Origin of the sequence: Nocardia acididurans, from assembly GCF_016741815.1 — a bacterium.
GTDB lineage: Bacteria > Actinomycetota > Actinomycetes > Mycobacteriales > Mycobacteriaceae > Nocardia > Nocardia acididurans.
This window is the reverse complement of the sequence record NZ_JAERRJ010000009.1, coordinates 236,107-256,475: the sequence shown is the minus strand read 5'-3', so window position 1 is coordinate 256,475 and position 20,369 is coordinate 236,107. Positions and strand designations below refer to the sequence as shown.

20 protein-coding genes and 1 tRNA gene are annotated in these 20,369 nt (G+C 68.7%); 4 read left to right on the top strand and 17 right to left on the bottom strand.

The features are described from left to right. Positions 1–121: 121 nt before the first annotated feature. Positions 122–832 (bottom strand): hypothetical protein, encoded by a 711-nt coding sequence (locus JK358_RS24345; RefSeq protein WP_201950950.1) that lies wholly within the window; start codon positions 830–832, stop codon positions 122–124. A 195-nt stretch (positions 833–1,027) separates the two neighbouring features. Here JK358_RS24345 and JK358_RS24340 point away from each other — a divergent pair, with 195 nt between their 5' ends. Then, positions 1,028–2,380, top strand: coding sequence for a TY-Chap domain-containing protein (locus JK358_RS24340; RefSeq protein ID WP_201950947.1), 1,353 nt, complete (start codon positions 1,028–1,030; stop codon positions 2,378–2,380). On the opposite strand, the gene JK358_RS24335 is transcribed toward JK358_RS24340, so the two are convergent. The 3 genes from JK358_RS24335 to JK358_RS24325 form a co-directional block, all read right to left on the bottom strand. Continuing rightward, positions 2,354–2,428: transfer RNA gene (locus JK358_RS24335), tRNA-Thr, on the bottom strand. The genes JK358_RS24340 and JK358_RS24335 overlap by 27 nt on opposite strands. A gap of 159 nt (positions 2,429–2,587) precedes the next feature. Then, the gene (locus tag JK358_RS24330; protein WP_019931522.1) at positions 2,588–2,830 is read right to left on the bottom strand and encodes an MbtH family protein; all 243 of its coding nucleotides are present in this window, start codon (positions 2,828–2,830) and stop codon (positions 2,588–2,590) included. A 148-nt stretch (positions 2,831–2,978) separates the two neighbouring features. Further along, entirely contained in the window at positions 2,979–3,812 is an 834-nt protein-coding gene (locus JK358_RS24325) for an alpha/beta fold hydrolase (protein WP_201950943.1), read from the bottom strand. A 179-nt stretch (positions 3,813–3,991) separates the two neighbouring features. Between JK358_RS24325 and JK358_RS24320 the strand changes: the two genes are divergently transcribed. Together JK358_RS24320 and JK358_RS24315 are read left to right on the top strand one after the other, a co-directional pair. Beyond that, positions 3,992–4,162, top strand: a complete 171-nt coding sequence (locus tag JK358_RS24320; protein ID WP_201950940.1) for a hypothetical protein — start codon at positions 3,992–3,994, stop codon at positions 4,160–4,162. Between the two features lie 3 nt (positions 4,163–4,165). Further along, the gene (locus JK358_RS24315) at positions 4,166–5,647 is read left to right on the top strand and encodes an alpha,alpha-trehalose-phosphate synthase (UDP-forming) (RefSeq protein WP_201950938.1); all 1,482 of its coding nucleotides are present in this window, start codon (positions 4,166–4,168) and stop codon (positions 5,645–5,647) included. A gap of 72 nt (positions 5,648–5,719) precedes the next feature. Here the strand turns inward: JK358_RS24315 and JK358_RS24310 are convergent, their stop codons facing one another. From JK358_RS24310 to JK358_RS24265, 10 genes are all read right to left on the bottom strand, one after another. Beyond that, positions 5,720–6,724, bottom strand: coding sequence for an ABC transporter substrate-binding protein (locus tag JK358_RS24310; RefSeq protein ID WP_201950936.1), 1,005 nt, complete (start codon positions 6,722–6,724; stop codon positions 5,720–5,722). Between the two features lie 31 nt (positions 6,725–6,755). Next, positions 6,756–7,556 carry an ABC transporter ATP-binding protein gene (locus tag JK358_RS24305; RefSeq protein WP_201950934.1) on the bottom strand — a complete coding sequence of 267 codons (801 nt, stop codon included), beginning with the start codon at positions 7,554–7,556 and terminating at the stop codon, positions 6,756–6,758. Then, complete coding sequence (locus JK358_RS24300; protein ID WP_232851783.1) at positions 7,553–8,680, bottom strand: FecCD family ABC transporter permease; 1,128 nt, start codon at positions 8,678–8,680, stop codon at positions 7,553–7,555. Before JK358_RS24300 ends, JK358_RS24305 begins: the two co-directional genes overlap by 4 nt. Further along, the gene (locus tag JK358_RS24295; RefSeq protein ID WP_201950932.1) at positions 8,677–9,279 is read right to left on the bottom strand and encodes a FecCD family ABC transporter permease; all 603 of its coding nucleotides are present in this window, start codon (positions 9,277–9,279) and stop codon (positions 8,677–8,679) included. Before JK358_RS24295 ends, JK358_RS24300 begins: the two co-directional genes overlap by 4 nt. Before the next feature lie 119 nt (positions 9,280–9,398). After that, positions 9,399–10,364: an oxidoreductase gene (locus tag JK358_RS24290; RefSeq protein WP_307817705.1), complete on the bottom strand. Its 966-nt coding sequence runs from the start codon at positions 10,362–10,364 to the stop codon at positions 9,399–9,401. A 101-nt stretch (positions 10,365–10,465) separates the two neighbouring features. Further along, positions 10,466–11,278, bottom strand: a complete 813-nt coding sequence (locus JK358_RS24285) for a class I SAM-dependent methyltransferase (protein WP_201950929.1) — start codon at positions 11,276–11,278, stop codon at positions 10,466–10,468. Beyond that, positions 11,275–11,745, bottom strand: coding sequence for a nitroreductase/quinone reductase family protein (locus JK358_RS24280; protein WP_201950926.1), 471 nt, complete (start codon positions 11,743–11,745; stop codon positions 11,275–11,277). The genes JK358_RS24285 and JK358_RS24280 overlap by 4 nt, the downstream gene beginning before the upstream one ends. After that, a complete protein-coding gene (locus tag JK358_RS24275) occupies positions 11,736–12,473 on the bottom strand; it encodes an SDR family NAD(P)-dependent oxidoreductase (protein ID WP_201950921.1) in 738 nt (245 codons plus the stop codon). The genes JK358_RS24280 and JK358_RS24275 overlap by 10 nt, the downstream gene beginning before the upstream one ends. Positions 12,474–12,498: 25 nt before the next feature. Beyond that, on the bottom strand, positions 12,499–13,446 hold the full coding sequence (locus tag JK358_RS24270; RefSeq protein ID WP_201950920.1) for a 3-oxoacyl-ACP synthase III family protein: 948 nt from the start codon (positions 13,444–13,446) through the stop codon (positions 12,499–12,501). Further along, positions 13,443–14,570, bottom strand: a complete 1,128-nt coding sequence (locus tag JK358_RS24265) for a cytochrome P450 (RefSeq protein WP_201950919.1) — start codon at positions 14,568–14,570, stop codon at positions 13,443–13,445. Before JK358_RS24265 ends, JK358_RS24270 begins: the two co-directional genes overlap by 4 nt. Positions 14,571–14,949: 379 nt before the next feature. Between JK358_RS24265 and JK358_RS24260 the strand changes: the two genes are divergently transcribed. After that, on the top strand, positions 14,950–16,764 hold the full coding sequence (locus JK358_RS24260; protein WP_201950912.1) for a hypothetical protein: 1,815 nt from the start codon (positions 14,950–14,952) through the stop codon (positions 16,762–16,764). Between the two features lie 11 nt (positions 16,765–16,775). Here the strand turns inward: JK358_RS24260 and JK358_RS24255 are convergent, their stop codons facing one another. From JK358_RS24255 to JK358_RS24245, 3 genes are read right to left on the bottom strand one after another with little or no spacing between them, the layout of a single operon-like run. Then, positions 16,776–17,969: an acyl-CoA dehydrogenase family protein gene (locus JK358_RS24255; protein WP_201950910.1), complete on the bottom strand. Its 1,194-nt coding sequence runs from the start codon at positions 17,967–17,969 to the stop codon at positions 16,776–16,778. Between the two features lie 41 nt (positions 17,970–18,010). Further along, complete coding sequence (locus tag JK358_RS24250) at positions 18,011–18,847, bottom strand: acyl-CoA thioesterase domain-containing protein (protein ID WP_201950908.1); 837 nt, start codon at positions 18,845–18,847, stop codon at positions 18,011–18,013. A 44-nt stretch (positions 18,848–18,891) separates the two neighbouring features. Beyond that, positions 18,892–20,367 carry a beta-ketoacyl [acyl carrier protein] synthase domain-containing protein gene (locus JK358_RS24245; protein ID WP_232851781.1) on the bottom strand — a complete coding sequence of 492 codons (1,476 nt, stop codon included), beginning with the start codon at positions 20,365–20,367 and terminating at the stop codon, positions 18,892–18,894. Between the last annotated feature and the right edge of the window lie 2 nt (positions 20,368–20,369).

Genomic DNA, 20,369 nt, shown 5'->3' with positions numbered 1-20,369 from the left:
TTCCTGGGCTCCCGCTGGGAGTTTCCTGGGAACGACCTCCCTACCCCGGAAACGCCTCGAGGGCACGGAGTAACCCCCGCACCCTCGAGCGATCACATTCCGCGCCTACGGCACCGGCCGATTACGGCACCAGTCCGGCCGCACCCGCACCGGCACCGATCCCGGCGCCCACGAGCGCACCGACCCCGGCGGCCGGAATACCGGCCACGCCCGCGCCGATGACTCCACCGATTCCCGCACCGATCACACCACCCGCGACCATCGCCCCACCGGCGATCGGCACGGCGGCCGCGAACTCCGCCGCCAGCGCGGGCAGCGAAATCAAGCAGGTGGCGACCGGCAGGCAGGTCCCGAGCACGGTCAGCGAAGCCACCAGCGCGGTACCCGCCCCGGCCACCGCGAGCCCGGCGCCCACACCAATTCCCGCACCGATCACTCCACCCACGACCGCACCAACAGCCGCGGCCGGAATCCCCGCGACCGCCGCCCCGATCCCGGCCCCGGCCAGCGCCGCCTGCCCAATCTTGTTCGGATCAGCCGCAACCGGCTCCGCCACGGCAACATCAGCCACCGGCGCGGCAACTTCAACCACCGGCGTGCCGACTTCTGCCACCGGCGCCACAGCTTCGAGCGCGGTTCCCGCGACGGCCTGAGCGGCCACGAAAATCGGCTGCCCCGGCGCGAACCCCGTGGCCTCCACCTCGGTATACCCAGCCCGCTCGACCGGATCAGCCGAAGCCAGACCCGCACAGGTCAGCGACACCGCCAGCGGCAAAGCCCCCAGCACCGCCCCTCGACCGATCTTCTTGGTACGCAAACGATGACGTGCCACTACAACTCCCCCAGGACCCAATTGACCGACTGTCTGACACAGCCGATCCAAGCGTCTCAGGACAATCCGGAGCAACCTTTGTGGCAACAGTCACGGCCGCACCAGCTCCATCCGCCATTCGGTCGGTGCGGCATGCGAGTATGTCCCGCACAATGCGGCACCGGCTCATAGAGCCGCGATTTATGTGGGGGGACAGTGGCTTTCGCGCAGCCCGAGACAGGCGACAACTGGGCGGCTTTCGAGGACAGATTGTGCACGCTGCTGGCGAGCGAAATCGAGCTGCGGCTCACCCTCGAGGCCAACGGGTACGACCGGTTCGGCGATACCAACCATTTCGTGACGATCACGCGCGACGGCGACGAGCTGTTCGCCGACGCGAGCTCGAACGAGGTGACCGTGGAACCGGAGCGGCACCTGTCGGAGGCCGACATGCGCCGACTGCGCGAACTCGGCTGGGCCGCACCGGATCCCGCCACCTACGTCCGATACTGGCGGCTATCCGCAGGCGCACCCGGTCCCGAGACCTGCCGGATCATCGCCGCCGCCACCGTCAGGGTGCTGCGCGAGGTGTTCCGCGTCGCCGACCCGGCCGACCTGCGCGCGCACGGTTGGACAGGTGAGGACGGCGGCCTCCATGTGGGTGAACTCGGCGTCGGGGCGCACAGCCTGCCGTGGCGGGACAGCGGGCCCGTTCCCCCGGTCGGATTCGCGGCCGCCCGCGGCGAATCGGCTGCCCTGATCGCCTTCATCGCACGGACCGTCACCGCCACCCGAGCGGGTGCGGTGCCGGGCGGCCAACTGCCACGGGATCTGAATCGAATGGTCCGAGCGGCCGGGGCCGATCAGTTCGAGGTCACCCGCGTGCTGCTGGAGCAGTTGTTGCCGCTCTGGCCCACTCGGCATGCGCCACTCGGGGTCTGGAAGGCGTGGCGCGGCACGCTCGTGCGGATGGCTCGGGAGTCGACCCGGGCACGCGGCGTGCTGCTCGATCTACTGCCCACAGCCAAGGGCATCGACGGCTGGTGGCTGGAGTTGCTCGTCGACTGCGGTGTCACCGACGCCCTGACGGGCCGGGGCGATGCGCGGATTCTCCCGGCGGACGGACGAGCCGGCTGGCTGTCGCGCACCATCGGATTCCCGCGCTGGTCCGGAATCGTCGAGAAGCGGCGAGCCACCTGGCCACCCGCGCTGTGGCCACGCCCGCTGCTGGAGTTGATTCCGCGGATGGCCGCCGCGCTGATCGCGGACGGCGATCCCGTACATCCCAACGGCGGCAAGATGTCCGGCCACGGCATAGACCTTCGTGTGATGGAAGCGCTGGTGGCCCATGGCATCCCGATCGCGGAGGTGGATGTCCGCGGCTATCTGGATGTGACGGGCTGGGTCCGCCATGCCGAGGCGGAGGAGAGTCTCGCGGCGCTGGCCGCCCATCCGGTTTTCGGGCCGATGCTCATCGAGTGTGCGGAGAAGCAGGAACCGAAATGGCTCGAGGGCACAGGGAAAGCTGTGCCCTCGAGCCGGTGGAGCCCCCTGTCAGGATTGAACTGACGACCTTCGCTTTACAAGAGCGGTGCTCTACCACTGAGCTAAGGAGGCGGAAGCGGTGTTCATCATAACCAGGTGCACCGGCTGCGCGGAAAGCCGGAGTTCACCGGGTTGAGCCGATGCGTGCCAGGTCGGTCCGAATGCGGGCGCGGGTGTCCGCGCGCCGCATTCGGGAACCGTTCCTGCGCAGTATCGGGTCGACCGCGAAGATCAGGACTGCGCCGCCTGACGGGCCGCGTCGTCGGCGGCCATGGCATCGCGCAGGCTCTTGGGACGCATGTCCGTCCAGTTCTTCTCTACGTACTCGACGCAGGCGGCCCGGCTGTCCTCGCCGAACACGACTCGCCAACCCGCCGGGACCTCGGCGAAAGCCGGCCACAGGGAATGCTGCTCCTCGTCGTTGACAAGGACGAAGAACCGGCCGTCTTCATCATCGAAGGGATTGGTGCTCATTTCACCTCACTGGATACTGGCGCTGTGTACGGGACGTAGACGGATCGCCCAGAAGCTGAGGTGAGGCACCACAGCGCTGCAACGAACCCCCGACGTTGATATGGACCCTAGCAAGGCGGGCGTTACGAGTTGGTGGTTACCTTCAGCATCACGCCGCGAAGAATTCCAGCAGCAGCTTGTTGACGGTCTCCGGCTGCTCCAGGTAGCCGAAGTGCCCGGCGTCGGGAACCTCCTGGTAGCGGCCGCCCGGAATGGCCTCGGCCACCTCGCGTGACAGGTAGGGCGGGATCATCCGGTCATCGGCGAAACCGACGGACAGGCACGGAACTTTGATGCCGCGGTAGGCGGTGAGCCGCTCGAAATCGTGGTCCATGCGACGCTGCGCGCGCACGCCCGGCGTGACCGGGCCGCCGGTGAATTCGAACAGGTCCAGCCAGTCACGGGCTTTGTTGGGATCGGCCATGGTGGCCGGGGAGATGTTCATGATCGCGGTCAGCGCGGCCTCGTACTTGGGCGGCAGCTGCACCCCGCTCACGTCGAGATCGTATTCGCCGAGCGAGAGCGTCTTCTGGAACTGGTCGAGGCGACCGTGCCCGGCCAGGAAGACGGCCTTGCGCACCAGGTCCGGCCGGGCCAGCGCGAGTTCCTGCGCCACCCGCGAGCCCATGGACTGACCGACCACCAGGGCCGGTCCCTCGCCGAGGAATTCGATGAGCCCGGCGGTGTCGCGCACGAGATCGTCGATGTGGATGCCGTTCGGCGATTCGAAGGAGGGCGCGATACCGCGATTGTCGAAGGTGCAGACCCGGTAGCCGGCCGCGACCAGCGCGGGCACCTGGTGCAGCTCCCACACCCGCCCCGGGCTGCCCGTTCCCATGATCATGACGACCAGCGGCCCGGCTCCCTTGACGTCGGTGCCTTTGGACCGGTCTCCCTTGACCTGGTAGTTCAGCGAGATTCCGTTCACCGTGGCCAACGGCATGGCAGCGACCCCTTCATCGGTTGGAACAAGTGCACTCTCACCGTATAGGTATTGGTCGCGCGGGCGTTTCGGAGCATTGCGGTCCGGGCACGCTGCGCCCCGAGAGAACATGCCGGAAATGCCTGGCAGATACGATGGACTCTCGAGACCTAGGCTGACTTCCCCGAGAGGACTTGATTATGGCCGCGAAGAGCACCGCCAACGACATCGCGGACGACGATCTGGAACCGCTCGCCGACGAGACCGCCCGCCAGGCCCAGCGTGTCGTGGCCGCGTACGCCGCGGATGCCGACGAGTGCCGCATGCTGCTGTCGATGCTGGGTATCGGCCCGAACTCGCGAGGCGAATGACCCGTGAACCCGGAAGGCTCCGGCTCCGGATTCGTCGTCGTCGCGAACCGGCTACCGGTCGACCTGGAAAAACTCCCCGATGGCACCACACGATGGAAGCGCAGTCCCGGCGGTCTGGTGACCGCACTGGAGCCGGTGCTGCGCAACAACAAGGGGGCGTGGGTCGGCTGGGCCGGCGTTCCCGATGTGGAGATCGACCCGATCGTCGAGGACGGGCTGGAGCTGCATCCGGTTCCGCTGTCCTCGGATGAGGTCGCCGACTACTACGAGGGCTTCTCCAATGCCACGCTGTGGCCGCTGTATCACGATGTGATCGTGCGGCCGGTGTACGACCGCACCTGGTGGCAGGCGTACGTGCAGGTGAACCGCCGCTTCGCGGAGTACACCGCGAAGGTGGCCGCCGAGGGCGCGACCGTCTGGGTGCAGGACTATCAGCTGCAGCTGGTGCCCAAGATGCTGCGCATGCTGCGACCGGATCTGACCATCGGCTTCTTCCTGCACATTCCGTTCCCGCCGGTGGAACTGTTCATGCAGATGCCGTGGCGCACCGAGATCGTCGAGGGTCTGCTGGGCGCGGATCTGATCGGTTTCCATCTGCCCGGCGGCGCGCAGAACTTCCTGTATCTGGCGAGAAGGCTTGCCGGACAGCCGACTTCGCGCGGCAATGTGGGCGTCCGCTCGAAACTCGGTGTGGTGCAGGTGGGTTTCCGCACCGTGCGGGTGGGCGCGTTCCCGATCTCCATCACCTCGACCGAGCTGGACGAGTACTCGCGGCGGCGCACCGTGCGCGAGCGTGCCGCGAAAATCCGTGCGGAGCTTGGTAATCCGAAGAACATCCTGCTGGGCGTCGACCGTCTGGACTACACCAAGGGCATCGACATCCGCCTCGCCGCGCTCGAGGAGCTGCTGCACGAGGGCCGGGTGAATCCGGAGGAGACGGTGATGGTGCAGCTGGCCACACCGAGCCGGGAGCGCGTCGAGTCCTACAAGCAGATGCGCGGGGATATCGAACGTCAGGTGGGCCGGATCAACGGCGAGTTCTCCCGGGTGGGTTATCCGGTCGTGCACTACCTGCACCGGCCGATCCCGCGCGACGAGCTGATCTCGTTCTTCGTGGCCGCCGATGTCATGGTGGTGACGCCGCTGCGTGACGGCATGAACCTGGTGGCCAAGGAGTACGTGGCCTGCCAGGGCGGCTTGAGCGGCGCGCTGGTGTTGAGCGAGTTCACCGGTGCGGCAGCGGAATTGCGGCAGTCCTACCTGTGCAATCCGCACGACCTGGAGAGCGTGAAGGAAGCCCTCACCGGGGCGCTGGAGGACGATCGGGAGACCAGGCGGCGGCGGATGCGTTCGCTGCGCCGTCAGGTGCTCACCCACGATGTGGACCGGTGGGCACGGGCCTTCCTGGACGCGCTGGCACAGGATCGGGTGGCGGGCAGCGCACTGCTCACCGACGACGATGTGGATCCGGGCCTGCGGGACTGATTCTCCCGCAACCGAATACGAGCGAATACCCCGCCGGGCAGTCCGGCGGGGTATTCGTTTTCCGGGAACGGGCTACTTCACCCCGGTCGCCGTGGCGACGTCGGCGAGCATCCGGTCGGCGGCCTGGATGCCTATGCCCGACATCCAGGTCTCGTCCGGCACCTGGAAGACCTTGCCGTCGCGCACCGCGCGCAGGTCCTTCCAGACGGGACTGGTTGTGACAGCGTCTTTTTCGGTCTTGCTCGGATCCTCGATGGTGGCCACGAAGATCAGGTTGGCATCGGCCAGGTCGATTTGCTCGGCGCTGACCTCCTGCATGATCTTCTTGGGATCGGTGGAGATCTGCACGTCCGGCCGTGCCAGCCCGATATCGGCCATGACGGTGCCGCTGTAGGAGTTGCTCAGGTAGAGCCGCGTCGGCCCGGCCAGGAAGCGGATCACCGAAACAGACGGCACCACACCGTTGTTCGCGGCGCGGATCTGGTCGCCGAGGGCGCGGGCGCGGCCCTCGTAGGCGCGCAGCGCGTCGGCGGCCTGCTGGTCGAGCCCGAGCGCCTTACCGTGCACGAGGAGGTTGGCCTTCCAGGTGCTGCCGGTGGTCTCGGTGAACACCGTGGGCGCGATGCCCGCCAGCTTGTCGTAGATCTTCTCGTGCCGGACCTTCGACGACAGGATGAGATCGGGCTTGAGCGACGCGATGCGCTCCAGATTCGGCTCCAGCAGCGGGCCGACATCGGTGATGCCTTCGGTCTTGTCCCCCAGGTAGTCCGGGAAGCCGCCCTTGGTCTTGGTGTGCGGGACGACCGCGCCGACCGGCTTGACGCCGAGCAGGGTGGTGGAGTCCAGTTCCGCGGTGTCGAGCACGACGACCCGCTGCGGGGCCTTCGGAATGGTCACCTGCCCCATGACGGTGTCGAGGGTGCGCGGGAACTCCCCTCGTCCCGCCACCGATACGCCGGAATCGGTTGCGCCGGTGCCGGATCCGCAGGCGGTCAGCCCCGCGAGGCCGATGGCGGCGGCCGCCAGCGCGGCGGTGACGCGACCGGCTCCGGACCTGCGGAATCGTCGTCTGGACATGGTTCGTCCTCGTTTCGTGGGTGTTGTGGGGTCAGCGGGAACGCGCGCCGCGGCGCGTCGGAATCACCAGCGGCGTACCGGTTTCCGGGTCGGGAATGACACGGCAGTCGACGCCGAAGACGGTGCGCACCAGATCGGCGTCGAGGACGTCGGCGGGCGGTCCCGCGGCGGCCAGCCTGCCGTCGTGCAGAACGACCAGGTGGTCGGCGTAGCGGGCGGCCTGGCCGAGGTCGTGCAGCACCATGATCACGGTGCGGCCGGAGTCGGCGTGCAGTTCGGCGACCAGGTCGAGGACGTCGAGTTGGTGGCGCAGGTCCAGGAAGGTGGTGGGTTCGTCGAGCAGCAGCAGGTCGGTGTCCTGGGCGAGAGCCAGTGCGATCCAGACTCTTTGGCGCTGCCCACCGGAGAGCCGATCCACCTGCCGGTCGCGCAGTTCGGTGGTGCCGGTGCGCCGCAGGGCCTCGTCGACGGCCGACTGGTCCTCGGCGGACCAGGGCCGCAGCAGCCGCTGATGCGGATAGCGACCCAGGCGCACCAGCGCTTCGACGGTGATGGCCTCGGGCGTGATGGGCTGCTGCGGCAGCAGTCCCAGCCTCAGCGCCAGGGCGCGTGCCGACATTCGATGGATATCCGCGCCGTCGAGGGTGACCGCGCCGTCCGAGGGCTGCAGCAATCGCGAAAGCGTTTTCAGCAGTGTGGATTTGCCGCAGGCGTTGGGTCCGACGATGGCGGTGACCGCGCCGCCGGGTAGTTCCAGATCCAGTCCGTCGATGACGGCCCGCTCACCGTAGTGCAGGGCCAGGCCCCGGGTGGCGAGGCTGTTCGTGCTCATGCGGTCCTCCGATGGGCCGGGCTGCTCTCGCGCAGCATGAGTATCAGCAGCCAGGGCGCGCCGACGGTGGCGGTGACGATGCCGACCGGCACGTTCACCGGCGAAAGATGCTGTGCCACCAGGTCACAACCGACCAACAGCGTCGCGCCCAGCAGGCCGGTGACGAAAAGCGATGCGGCGGTGGGCGCTCCGACGAGCATCCGCACCAGCTGCGGGACGGCCAGCGCCACGAAGCTGATGGGCCCGGCCACGGCCGCCGCCAGCGCGGCCAGCACGACGGCTGTCATGAGCAGCCGGATCCGCGCGCGGGATACCGTGATGCCCAGCGCGCCCGCGGATTCGTCGCCGAGGTCCAGTGTCGCCAGCGTCCGGTACTGCACGAACACCAGCACCAGCACGACCGCACTGGCGAGCGCGGCGCCCTGCACCTCGGGCCAGGTGCGTCCGTACAGCGAGCCGACCGTCCACTGTGTCGCCGAGGAGGCCAGCTCCTTGGGGAACCGCACCACGAACAGATTCACCGCCGCCGCCAGTCCCGCCTGCACGGCCAGCCCGACCAGCACCAGCCGCGCGACCGGCAGTCCCGCCCGGCTCCCGAGCAGGATGAGCAGCACTCCCGCGAATACGCCACCGAGGAGCGCGCCGAACGGAATCAGCACCTGACTCGCCCCGAAGGCGAGGATCAGCACGACCCCGAGCGAGGCACCGCCGGTCACGCCCATGACATCCGGTGAGGCGAGTGGATTGCGGAACAAGCGCTGCAGGATCGCGCCCGCCAGCGCCAGTCCCGCCCCGGCGACAATCCCGGCCACCAGCCGAGGCGCCCGGAACTGCTGCACCACATACACATCCCCCGCGTCCCCGATCCCGAAGGCCGCGGACAGCCCGGTGGGCACCGACATCGCGATCTCACCGGCCACGAGCGCGATGGTCGCCAGCACGGCCAGCAGGGCCGCACATCCGACGCCGAGCGCGAGCACCTTCCGCCGTTGCCGGACAAGAGAACTCACCGGCGGCGTCGCGGCGGTCGGGTCCGGCAGACAGAACATCCCTCCGAGTCCGGAATCACGGCGGGAGGTGTCGGAAGGATGGGGAGGACTCCCGTGGGAAGGCTTGTTGCTCATCGGTTTTCCTTCCGGCGGGCCAGGACTGCGAGCAGGATCGCGCCGAGGAAGGCGGTGACGATGCCGACCTCCACTTCGGAGGGGCGGGCGATGAGCCGGCCGATGATGTCGGCGGTGAGGATCAGGATCGGGCCCGCGATGAGGCAGCCGGGGAGCAGGAGGCGGTGGTCACCGCCGGTGACCAGCCGGACCAGGTGGGGTGCGCCGAGGCCGATGAAGGCGATCGGGCCGGCCACGGCCACGGCGGAGCCCGCCAGCAGGACCACGGCGACCATGCCCGCCAGGCGAATTCGCGAGACCGGGAGGCCGAGGGCGGTAGCGGCTTCGTCACCGAGGGCGAGCGCGTTGAGCGCGGGTGCGATGGCGAGCGCCGTGATCGCGCCGATGAGCAGGGTGGGGACCAGCGGAAGCAGGGTGCCGAGATCGCGTTCGGCGATGGAGCCCGCGAGCCAGAAGCGGGCCTCGTCGAGGGTGCGCTCGCTGAGCAGCATGATCGCGGAAGTCCAGGAGACGAGCACCAATTGGAGCATGGTGCCGCCGAGCACCAGCCGGACCGGATCCAGATCTCCGGCGCGGCGACCCAATGCCAGCGTAGGCAACCCTTATGCTGTCAACCGGGTCTCCGCAACCCACCCGTCACGCACAGACCGGCCCACGGTCCACTCGCCCACGCGCGCCCGGTCCGATGCGCGAGCACGGCTCCCGCGCGCCCGCGCCCTCACGCGGATTCGGAGGTCATCTCCTCGCCGATGCGGAACACGACGCCGGTGAGTTTCTCCGAGGCCGCCCACAGCGCATCGGACACCACCGGGTCGGACGCCTGCCCGGTCAGTTCGAGCGGCACCGGGAACCCCTTGAATTTCCCTGCCGGTCCGAAGAATTCACCGCCGCGCACCCCGGGATCGACGGCAGCCCGCAGGGTGGGCAGCGCGCCCATGGTGGCCGTCTGCTGAATCGGATTGAACAGCCACTGCACCGAGGGATGCGCGAGCCACCGCGCGGACGCGGGCAGATTACGCGTGAACTCGGTCACCGCGATACCGGGATGCGCTGCGACCGCGCACAATTCGACATCCGTACCGTTGAGCTTCCGCTGCAGTTCCTGTGTGAACATCAGATTCGCGAGCTTGGACTGCGCGTAGGCGGTCATGGTCCGGTACCGGCGCTGCTCGAAGGCGAGATCATCGAGATCCAGCGGCGACTTGCGCGTCTCGGCCATCGCGCTGGCCACGGTGACGATGCGCGCGCCGGGCGCGGCCAGCACCAGATCCAGCACCAGCCCGGTGAACGCGAAAGGCCCGAGATGATTGGTGGCGAAGGTGTTCTCGAACCCGTCCACGGTGACGAGCCGCCGCTGATTCATGGTGCCCGCATTGTTGATCAGCAGATCGACCCGCTCGACCAGCTGAGGCAACCGTGCGGCCGCCGCCCGCACCGATTCCAGCGACGTCAGATCCAGTTCCAGCACCGGCAATTCGGCCGTCGGCGCGGTCTGCCGCACGAATTCCACCGCCCCCGCTGCCTTTTCGGCATTGCGGCAGGCCATGACGACCCGTGCCCCCCGCTCGGCGAGCATCCGCGCCGTCTCCAACCCGAGCCCCGCACTGGCTCCGGTCACGACGGCGGTGCGCCCGCTCAGCTCCGGAATGTCGGCCGCGGTCCACGGCAGCGCCTTGTTACCCACTTGATGTTCCCCTGGCCGGTCGCAGTTCTGTTTGCCAAGAGAACCTTAAGTGGGCTTGACGGCGTCGACCACCCGAGCGCCCGGCTACCGGGGAGGCCGGGTCATTCGAAGCTCAGCTGGGCGATGAAATGCCGGTGGTCGCGCAGCAGCGGCAGCCGCCGGTGCAGGCCGAGCAGCGCCGGATGGCACCAGCCGCGGCCCGCCGCCATGGGAAGTTCGCGATAACCGGTGACCCCTGGAATCCGTTGCGGCAGTGCGCGCGCCTCGGGCACCGTGAGACCGAACGGCATGGGCGGTATCACGTAGTCGGAGCCGCGGGCGATGGTCCTGCCCTCGGCGGTGCGCTGCGTGAAGGAGGGCGGCAGCGCGTCGAAGATGACGCTCGCGCCCGGAAACCGCTGCGCCATATCGCCGATGAGTGCGTACACGTCGTCCGGCTCCAGGTACATGAACAGCCCCTCGGCGGTGATGAGCACCTCCCGGGTATCGACGGCGTCGAACCAGGAGCGGTCCAGCGCGGAGAGCGCGAGGTTGCGCACCCGAGGCGCGGCGGGCAGCAGCCGCTCACGCAGTGCGATCATCTCCGGGAGGTCCACCGACAGCCAGTTCAACTCCGGCTCCCCGAGTCGCCAATAGGTGGTCTGCAATCCCTCGCCCAGCGCGACCACGGTCCCGCCGGGTGAATCATGCTGGAAGCGGCGGATTTCGGTGTCGATGGCGAGGGCGCGCAGCACCTGGGTCTGGCGCGGGCTGCCGAAGGTCGAGTAGTCGAAGTCGATGGCCGCGCACAGCTGCTCGGCCAGTGGATCGCTGAATTCCGAGTCGGCCCGCGCGGATTCGACCGCTCGGCTCCACAGGATCCACAGTGCGGTGGCCGGAACACCGTCCAGCGCAGCCGAATTCGTCTCGCTCACAGTTCACGCAGCCGTACCAGCGGAATCCGCCGTTCGGTCCGGGACTGGTAGTCGCGGTAGAACTCCCGGTCGGCGGTCAATGCCGCCCACAGCTCCCGGTATTCGGCCCCGTCGAGGATCTCCGGCCGCACCCACACCTCCCCGGTCCGCAGTTTCACGAGCACCTTGCCGTTGGCGTCGGCGTCGGTGAGGTTCCAGTACCAGGCCGGATGCTGCGGCGCGCCGACGAAGGACGCGACCACCACCCGGTGCCCGTCACCGTCGACCCAGAAGGGCAGCGCGACCTTGTGCGCCCGGCCGCTGCGCCGGCCCACGGTGTGCAGCAGCAGATGTTCCATTCCGGAGCTGATCCACACCTGCTCCGCATCGGTGAATTCCATGCCCAGCACATGCTTTCGGCCCAGGGCTATGAGTTTCTCCCGCTCGGGTTCGGTGAACGGGTTGTTGCGTTGATCGTTCAGGCCCACATCAAACCTCCGTTGACGTCGAGAACCGCCCCGTTGACGTACGAGGCGTCAGCGGAGGCGAGGAATACGGCCGCCCGCGCGGCCTCGGTCACCGCACCGGCGCGGCCCAGTGCGAATCGTTTGCGATAGGCCGCCCACACGCGTTCGTGCTCCGCGAGCCGCCCGCCCATACCGGCGTCGAGAATGCCGGGTGCGAGCGCGTTGACCCGGATCCGGTACTGCCCCAGCTCGATCGCGCTGGTTCTGGTGAACATCTCGATGGCGGCCTTGGTGGCGCTGTAACCGGCCGCGCCGACGGCCACCCGGCTCGCCATGGAGGAGGACATATTGATGATCACCCCGCCGCGTTCGCGCATGTGCGGGACCGCGGCCCGGGTGCACAGGAAGGTTCCGGTCAGGTTGGTGGCGACCATGGCATCCCAGTCGCCCGGGGCGAGATGTTCGATCCGGCCGTCGCGGCTCACCCCGGCATTGGCGACCACGACATCGAGCCCGCCGAAGGATTCCACGGCGGCCCGCATCAGTCGCTCCACCGCGTCCGGATCCGTGACGTCGGCGGACTGGAACAGCGCCCGGTCGGGGAACTGTTCCTTCAGCGCCTGGAAGTTCCCTGCGGTGCGCGCAGCGCACATCACCGCGGCGCCCTCGGCGAGCATCTGGCTCGCGATGGCGAAGCCGAGCCCCTGGGTCGCGCCGGTCACGACGACGGCCCTGCCTTCGAGTTTCATTGCCTGCCTTTCGATCTCATGACGGTCAGTACCACGTCAGCACCACCGCCCCGGCGCTCATGCCGCCGCCGACGCCTGCGAGGAGCAGGCGTTCACCCCGCTGCAGCGGGCGTTCCAGATGGGAGGCGTGCAGGGTCAGCGGTATGGACGCCGCGCCCGTGTTCCCGTAGCGGGGCGCGGTCAGTGGCACGCGCGCCGGATCCACGCCGAGCTCGCGGACGCAGGCTTCCAGCAGCCGGGTGTTGGCCTGGTGCAGGATGATCCGGTCCATGTCGGCGAGGGTGAGCCCGGATTCGCCCAGGGCCTCGTCGATGATCTTGGGCAGGGTGGTGAGCACATAGTCGCGGACCGCGCGGCCGTCCATCCGGAACAGCCGATCGGTCGCGGGAACCTCTACCAGGGCACGTAATTCGCCGTCGGTGACGAGCCGGCTCGCATGCAGGCCGTATCCCGCGGGCACCGGACCGACCAGGGTCGCGCCCGCGCCGTCGCCGAACAGGCTCACCGTGGTGCGGTCGGTCCGGTTCATGATGCGGGAGTAGATGTCGGTCGCGGCCACCAGCAGCGGGCCGTCCCGATCACCGCCGCGTTCGCACAGTCCGGCGGCGACCGTCAGCGCGAACAGGTATCCGACGCAGACCGAGTTGACGTCGAAGGCGGGTATTCCACCGAGTCCCAGTTCGTGTTGCAGCGTGGCGGCGGTCGCGGGCTGTGGTTGGTCACCGGTCGAGGTGGCGACGATGATGCCGCCGATGCGCGGCCAGTGCGCCCGGTCCGGTCCGAGCAGGTCGAGTGCGGCCGCGTGTGCGAGGCCCGCGGTGGTCGCGGTGTCGTCCGCATAGCGGCGGGTGGCCACGCCGGTGCGCTCGTGTATCCATTCGGGGGTGGTGTGCGCCCACTGCGCGATACGGTCGTTGCCGACTTCGGTGGGCGGCACGTATGCGCCGGTGCGCAGGATTCCGACGGCTTTCACAGGATGATCGGCAGTTCGGCCAGCTGCCATACCGCTGTGCCGCTCTGCCACGGCACCTGCTCGGGTGGTACCGCGAGCCTGGCGTCGGGGTAGTCGCGCAGCAGGGCTCCGATGCCCACCTCCAGCTCCATGCGGGCCACCGGGGAGCCCAGACAGTAGCGCGTCCCGTAGCCGAACGCCATGTGCGGCTTCGCATTTCGCGCGGTATCGATGCGCTCCGGGTCGGGGTACACGCTCGCGTCGAGGTTGGCCGCGCCGATGGCGGGGACCACGTAGTCGCCGGGCGCCATATCCACGCCGCCGAGCCGGACGGGTTCGCGGACCCGCCACGGCAGTCCTTCGCCGCCGGCCAGGGTGATGGTGCGGAGCAGTTCGTCCACCGCCGCGGGAATGCGTTCCGGCGACTCGCGGAGTTCGGTCCACAGTCCGGGGCTCAGCAGCAGGCGGAGAATGACCTTGCCGAGCATATGCGCGGAGGATTCGTAGCCGCCGACAACCAGTGCGAAGACAACGGTGACGATCTCCCACTTCTCCAGATCCGCGCCGTGGCGAATCAGATCGGAGACGAAATCCGCCGCCGGGTCGGCCTTTCGGGCGGCGAGTAGTTTCAGTACGTACCTGCCGAGGTCCTCCAGCGCGGCCTGCGCATCGCGCGCTCCCGCCTCGGAGGCGGAGGCGTCCGACAGCAGCGCACTCACCCAGGCGCCCACGTCGGGCTGATCGGACTCGGGTATGCCGACCAGTTCCCCGAGCACATTGAGCGAGAACGGTTTGGCGACAACGGATACGTAGTCGCCGCCCCCGGTCGCGGCCAGTTCGGCCAGTCGGCGGCCCATGAGCGCTGCGGTGGCGGCCCGCAGCGACGTCATGCGGGCACTGGTCAGTTCCCGGCCGATGACCCGACGCAGCTTCAGGTGGATGCTGTCGTCCAGGCTGCCGATGCCGCCCTGGAGCAGCAGGCCGGCGGTGAGCCGCGGCGCGGAATCCTGCGACATGCCGGTCCTGCTGAACGCCTTCTGCGAGTAGACGGTTCGCACATCCTCGTACCCGGTGACCAGCCAGGCCACATCGCCGTACGGGTACTGCACGCGGCCGATGCCGCCGCCGGACCGCACCTCGTCCATGACAGGGTCCAGGTTCAGTGATCGTGATGACTGCGACGGGTACGGGTGTACCGGGCACCGCAACGTTTCCATCGTCCCTCCCACCGGCGGACGAAACGAGAAAGCTTCTCCGCCAATCTGTTTCATAAATACCGCGCTTCATCGCGCAAAAATGTTGCGGCTCAACCATCTTCGCCGCCCGATTACTCCACCCCACACCAGCAAGCGGATTGAGGTTATAACGTGTTCCTGTTGTTGATACAGGTATTTGACAACGAAATACGTTGTGATCAACCAGATATAGACCATCGTCCGGAATTTTGCTAGAACTCGTTCTATCTGAAGCGCACGGGGGTATCACCGAAAGCGTTGCGCGCCAACCCATCCACTGGGGAGTTCGATGGATCACATCACCAGCCCGTTTGCCGTCGCCGAAGCCCGCCCGATGTACCGGCTCCGGCGCTACTTTCCCGAGCGACAGCCGGTCCACGGCCCGGCCGCGCTGCTGATCCCTCCGCTCATGATGAGCGCAGAGGTCTTCGACCTCGATACCGCCGACGGCCCGGTGGCAGCGCTGCACCGGGCCGGCATCGACCCCTGGGTGATCGACTTCGGTTCGCCCGCAACGGAAGAGGGCGGCTGGACCCGGACCCTGGACGATCACGTGCTGGCCGTCTCCGCCGCCGTGGACACGATGCGGGAGCGGACCGGCGGGGACATCCACCTCGTGGGTTACTGCCAGGGCGGCATGTTCGGCTACCTGACCGCCGCCCACCGCGGCGGCGCCGGTCTCGCGAGCCTGGTGGGCATCGGCAGCATGGTGGACTGGACCGCCGCCGGGCTGCCGTTCGGACCGCGGGTGGCGAACCACTTCGCGGAAACCGTGCGCGAGGGGGCCAGGATCACCGATACGGTCCTGAAGATCTGGTGGGACCTGGTCGATCCGGTGAGCTCGCTGCGCAATCGCCTGCGCGGCCTGCGCAATCCCGGCGACGTCCCGAGCGATCCGGTCGCGGAACGGCATCGGCGGTTCATGGCGGGTGAGGGCCGGATCGGCTATCCCGGCCCCGCTGCCTCGGATCTGTTGCGCCAGTTCGCCATCGGCAACCGGCTCTGGTCGGGCGGGTTCGTGGTCGACGGCCGGGTGCTGGACATGAGCGAGGTGTCCTGCCCGATCCTGGGTGTCGTCGGTCTGCGGGATCAGCTCGCGCCGGGCGCGTCGGTGCGCGGCATCGAACATGCCGCGCGGAACGCACCCGTGTACGAGGTGAGCGTGGACGCGGGCCACTACAAGCTGGTGGCCGGGCGACATGCCGCGACGATCACCTGGCCCACCGTGGCCGGATGGCTGAACTGGGCGCACGGCGACGGCGCGCTGCCGGACACCGTCTCCGTCATGACCGACCCCGGCACGCGCCCGCCCCGGAACCGAACCCGGGCGCAGCGACTGCTGTTCGCGCCACCGCGCCCACCGCGGGCCGGGCGGATACTGCCGGACACCAGGGTTTCGCTCGGTCGCGCCCTGGGCGCGCGCACCTCCACCCGGGATCTGCTGCTCCACGACGGGCGGGCGATATCCGAGGTCGCGGTGAACGAGCAGGTCGACCGGGTGGTACGGACGCTGATCGGTGCGGGGATCCGGCCCGGTGCGCAGGTGGGCGTGGTGATGTCCGCGCGGCCCGCCGCCCTGTTCTCGATGGCGGCGCTGTCCCGGCTCGGCGCGGTGGCGGTGCTGCTGCCCGCGGATGGCGATCTGGCCACCGCGATGGGGTTGTCCGGCATCGACTCGGTGATCGCGGACCCCGCACTGCCCGGCCTTCCGGCCCGCGATGTCATCGACCTGGATGCCGTCGACCCTGACGCCGTGCGACTCCCGCGGTGGTACACGCCGAACGCCGGCACGGCCGAGCAGCCGGCGTTCGTCACGGTCACCCACACCGCGGCGGGACCGGCCGTCGAGCGAATCACCAACCGGCAGTGGCACTCTCGCGTGCTGTCGGCAGGGCTGTCGAGTGGCCTCGACTACCGCGACACCCTGTATTGCGCAGGGGCGCTGCATGATCCGGATATGACGGCGGCGATGGGCGCGGCCGTCCTGTGCGGTGCTCGCATCGCGCTGTCCGGCTCCACCGAGCCGGAGTTCACCGGCCCTGAAATCCTCCGCTACGGGGCGAGCGTCGTGGCTCGATCGGGTAAGCATCCCTTGCGACTCTGACTAATTCCGGGTCAGCGCAGCGAGGGCGGCTGGCCGAGGGCGAACATGGCGATGATGTCGCGCTGGACCTCGTTGGTGCCGCCGCCGAAGGTCATGATGAGACTGGCGCGGTGCAGTCGCTCGAGGACGCCGAACAGCGCCGCGCCCGCCGAGTCGGTCCGCAGGTACGCCTGCGGGCCGAGCACCTCCATGAGCAGCCGGTAGGCCTCGGTGGCGAGTTCGGTCCCGTACACCTTGCAGGAGGAGGCGTCCCACGGGCGTGGTGCGGCAGTTCCCCCCACGTCGGCGCGCGCGGCGATCTCCCAGTTCAGCAGCTTCAGATATTCGGTCCGGGCCTGCACCCGGGCCAGATGCAGTTGGACCCATTCGCTGTCGATGACCCGGGAACCGGCCGCTGTCCTGGTGTTCCGTGCCCAGTCGACGGTGTGCTGCAGGGCCATGGTGAGATGCCCGGCTCCGGCGAGGGCGACCCGCTCGTGGTTGAGCTGGTCGACGATCAACCCCCAGCCGCCGTTCTCCGGGCCGACCATATCGGTGTCCGCGACCCGCACGTCCTGGTAGTAGGTCGCCGAGGTATCCGGCCCGGCCATGGTGTGCACGGGCGTCCACGAGAAGCCCTCGGCCGAGGTGGGCACGATGAACATCGAAATGCCGCTGTGCTTTTCGGCATCCGGGGCGGTGCGGGCCGCCAGCCACACGTAGTCGGCGTAACTGATCAGCGAGGTCCACATCTTCTGCCCGTTGATGATCCAGTCGTCGCCGTCCCGCACCGCGGTGGTGCGCAGCGAAGCCAGGTCGGTACCCGCGCCGGGCTCGGAATAGCCGATGGAGAAATGCAATTCGCCCGCCGCGATCCTGGGCAGGAAGAACTTCTTCTGTTCGGCGCTGCCATGGCGCATGATCATCGGCCCCACCGTGTTGATGGTCAGGAAGGGCACTGGCACGGCCGCGACGGCGGCCTCGTCGCTGAAGATCAGCTGATCCATGACCGGGCGGTCCTGACCGCCGTACTCCTCCGGCCAGCCGAGCGCGAGCCAGCCGTCGCGGCCCATCTCGGCGATCACCTCGCGGTAGACATCACCCTCGCCGTATTCGCCGGTCTCCACGATGAGCGCCGCGCGCCGCTCCGGGGTGATCAGCCGGGCGAAGTATTCGCGCAGTTCGGCTCGTAGTTCCTCTTGCCGCGGTGTGTACGCGATCCGCATGACGGTCCCTCTCGTCCGTTCCGGTCTGTGGCCGCCCGGCGTCACGAGTGCAGCGAGGCGGATGTCCAGTTCGATGTCTGCTCGGCGGCGAAAACCGCCGGATCCACCGGACGGCGCACATTCGAGATCCCGGTGGCGACACAGAATCCCAGCGGTCCGCTCCGGTCGTACATGGTGGCGGCGGCGAGCGCGACGCCATTGGCCGCGACCCGGTCCTGGGCTTGCAGCCCCACCTCGTCGCCCGCGGGCAGGCGCGACAGCGTCATGGTCACATCGCAGTTGATGTAGCCGATGCCGTGAGTTCCCCAGTTGCACACCATATTCGCCGTGTCGGCGACGTAGGCGGCGATCTGGAAGGGCGAATTGGGCTCGCCCGCCACCAGGGGCACGGCGCGGTGCCACACGCATTTCCGCTCGTCGTTCAAACCGGCGACGAACTCGGCCGTCCACGGCGCGTCTCCGGATTTCAGCAGGAACATGTCATCCCATTCGCCGCGATCCGGATTCCGCTCGGGCGTGGGCAGTTCGTGCCCGGGCTGCCACACCTGCCCGGTGGGCTCCAGCCCCGCGACCAGGTGCATCACCGTCGCGCGGGCGCGGATCTCGTCCCGCTGCACGATCGCGACGTCGACGACTCGGACCCGCCTGCCGTCGCGCGTCACCGCACCGCGGACCTGGATCGGTTCGGCGAGCACCGGCCGGAAGAGATCCACGGTGAACCTTGCCGGTACGAAAGGGCCTGTCGGAGCGTGTGTTTCGGCAGCACGGGCGAGCAGACCGCAGATGGCGGTGCCGCTCACCTGTGACTGATCCCAGGGGCTGGCAGCCAGCTCCGTCGGTGTGTAGACACCGTCGGCAAGCGTGAAGAGTGCGACCACCGCGCATACCTCTCTGTATGAAGTGCTCTGTGCAGGAATGGTTTTCAGACCGGACTCGGAGTGACAGGCGGGGGCGTGCCGAGATGGCCCGGAACACAGGTGACGCGATGCCAGCCGGGGCGCGGGATCTCGGCTCCCGCGACGGTGGCGGTGCGGCGCTCCGGGGCGGGGCCCACGACGGCGTGCGCGTTGGTGCCGATGACGCCGAACGAGCTCACTCCGGCGAGCGGCCCGGATTCGTCGATCGACCAGGGCGCGGCATGACCGGAGATCCGGATGTCGGTGCCCTCCAGGTCGATTCGCGGATTCAGGGTGTGGAAATGCGCGACCGGCGGCACCGTGCGTTCCCGGACGCACAGCATCGCCTTGAGCAGCCCGACCACTCCCGAGGCGGCCTCGAGGTGACCGAGGTTGGTCTTCACCGAGCCCACATGCAGCGGCTTGCCGCCGTTGCGCGAGCTCAGCGCGGCGACGATGGCGCTCACCTCGATCGGATCCCCGAGGGAGGTGCCGGTGCCGTGCGCTTCGAGCAGTCCGATCTGTTCGGGTTTGCAGCCGGCGTCGGCCAGCGCGGCTTCGATGACCCGGCGCTGCGCATCCGCGTTGGGCGCGGTGAAACCCGAGGAACGACCATCCTGATTGACGGCGGTGCCGTGGATGACGCCCAGGATCCGGTCGTTGTCGCGTTCGGCGTCGGCCAGGCGTTTCAGGACGATCATGGCACAGCCCTCGCCCCGCACATAGCCGTTGGCGCGGGCGTCGAAGGTCTTGCACAGCCCGTCGGGCGCGAGGGCTCCGGTCTGGTTGATCACCTCGGTGGAGCCCGGGGCCAGCATGAGATTGACCCCGCCCGCCACCGCGATCTCGGATTCGCCACGCCGCAGCGCGCCGACCGCGTGATGGACCGCCACCAGGGACGACGAGCACGCACTGTCGAAAGTGACCGCGGCGCCGGTGAATCCGAAATGGTAGGCGAGCCGACCGGCGGCGAACTGGTGACCGAGACCCAGTGCCCAGTGCGCGTCCATCCGCTCTCGGGCCCAGTCGGCGTAGTCGTGGCGGCCGGTGATGCCGACGAAGGCGCTCACCGACTCGCCCAGCACCGCTTCGGGCCGAATTCCGGCGTGCGCCAACGCCTCCCAGGTCACCTCCAGCAGCATGCGGTGCTGCGGGTCCATGGCCTGCGCGGCACGCGGGCTGATGCCGAAGAAGCCGGGATCGAAGTCGAGGGCGTCGTCGACGAAACTGCCTCGTGCGGGCAGGAATTCCCATTCGTCCTCGAACGGCCAGCGGCGATGCCGGGGCATCTCGGTGATCAGGCTGCGGCCCGCGGCGAGGGCCGCCCAGTAGCCGTCCAGATCCGTGATGCCGCCCGCGAGCCGCAGGCCCGCGCCGACGATCGCGACGGGTCCGCCTGCCTGCTGCTGTGCCAGTTGTGCCCGCAGCTGCCGGATGGTGTCGGTGGCCCGGCGCAGGGCCGCGCCACCGGCCTCGCTCGGAGTCGGGTTGTCCATGGTCATGT